This is a genomic window from Mycetohabitans sp. B2, from assembly GCF_021733735.1.
Classification (GTDB): Bacteria; Pseudomonadota; Gammaproteobacteria; order Burkholderiales; family Burkholderiaceae; genus Mycetohabitans; species Mycetohabitans rhizoxinica.
Window position 1 is genome coordinate 1 of sequence record NZ_JAHKSP010000091.1, and the last position, 1,650, is coordinate 1,650.

Sequence of the window (1,650 nt, forward strand, 5' to 3'; positions counted from 1 at the left end):
AACGACAGCGGCAAATGGCCTTCGCGCGACACCGGCGCAATCTCAGGCAGCGTACCGGTACCGTGATGACATCGCGCATCGATCGCCGCCGCGAACGCGGCCAGCGTCGGTGATGCGAACAGCGTAGCCAGGGGCACGTCGGCACCGAGTGCACTCACTCGATTCATCAAGCGCACCGCGAGCAGCGAATGGCCACCGAGCGCAAAGAAGCTATCGTGCCGACCCACGCGCTCGACGCCCAATAGCTCAGCCCAGATCGCCGCCAACGCCGTCTCAAGTTCGCCCTGCGGCGCTTCATACACTTGGTGCACGAGCGCATGGCTATCGGGCGCGGGCAGCGCACGCCGATCGAGCTTGCCGTTGGGTGTCAGCGGCCACACGTCAAGCCGCACGAATGCGCCCGGCACCATATAGTCAGGCAAGCGAGCGGCCACATACGCACGCAGCGTGTTGGCCAACGCGTCATCGGGCTCGGCCCGCACATAGGCGACCAGCCGCTTCTCGTCGCCGTCGCCGCGCGTCAGCACGAGCGCATCATGCACCTGGGGATGTGAGTTCAGGCACGCTTCGATCTCGCCCGGCTCAATGCGAAACCCGCGAATCTTGACTTGATGGTCATTGCGGCCCAGAAATTCTAAATTGCCATCGGGCAAATACCGCGCCACATCCCCCGTCCTGTACATCCGCGCATCCGGCTCGTCCGTGAACGGATCGCGCATAAAACGCTCGGCTGTCAGCTCCGGGCGGTTCAGGTAGCCACGCGCAACACCCACGCCGCCAATATAGAGCTCACCCACCGCACCGAGCGGCACCGGCTGCTTGTGTGCATCGAGCAGGTAAAGTCGTGTGTTCGCAATCGGCCGGCCAATCGGGACGACTTTGCCGTCAAAATCACGGAGGCCACGCCATATCGTGGCACAAACCGTGGCCTCCGTTGGGCCATACGCATTAAAGACGGTGCCTTGCTTGGCCAAGGCTTGAATCAATGTCGAACTGGGCGCTTCGCCTGCTAGGATCACCGTTAGGGGGAGGCTTAGGCTCAGTAAATCTTCGCTATGCTGAAGTAGTGCAGGGGGTAAGGTGGCATGCGTGATCGCATGTCGTGCTAAATAATCCCACAGCCCACGTCGGTCATGACGAACCGCCTTGGGTGGCAGATACAAGGTCGCCCCGCTGCCAAAGGCCATCACCATTTCCGAGCTGCTCGCATCAAAACTGAACGACGCAAACTGCAAAATGCGGCTGCGAGCGTTGACGCCAAAGCAGGCAATTTGCGCCTGCGCAAGGTTCACCACACCACAGTGCGGCACCATGACGCCCTTCGGGGTGCCGGTGGAGCCCGACGTATAAATCACATACGCCAGATCGCGCGCGGTCAAGCCTGGCACCGCTGGATTGGTGCCAGCCAACTCGGGCAATTCATTCGGATCAAGTACCGTGCGCGACGCGAGCGCCGTGTCCCCCAGCGCGGTCCAGCCCGCTGCATCCGCGAACACAATGGCGGGTGCCGCGTCCGTAAGGATATGCGCGAGGCGCTCGCCCGGATACACTGGGTCCAGCGGCACGTACGCGCCGCCGGCCTTTAGAATCGCGAGCAGTCCGACTACCATCGCGGGTGAGCGCTCGACACAAATGGCCACGCGTGCATCG

At 62.5% G+C, this 1,650-nt stretch carries 1 protein-coding gene; it reads right to left on the reverse strand.

The annotated features are described in order from the left end of the window. Positions 1–1,650 (reverse strand): non-ribosomal peptide synthetase (locus KPG66_RS16840; RefSeq protein ID WP_237071593.1); only part of this gene is annotated, 1,650 nt, incomplete at both ends.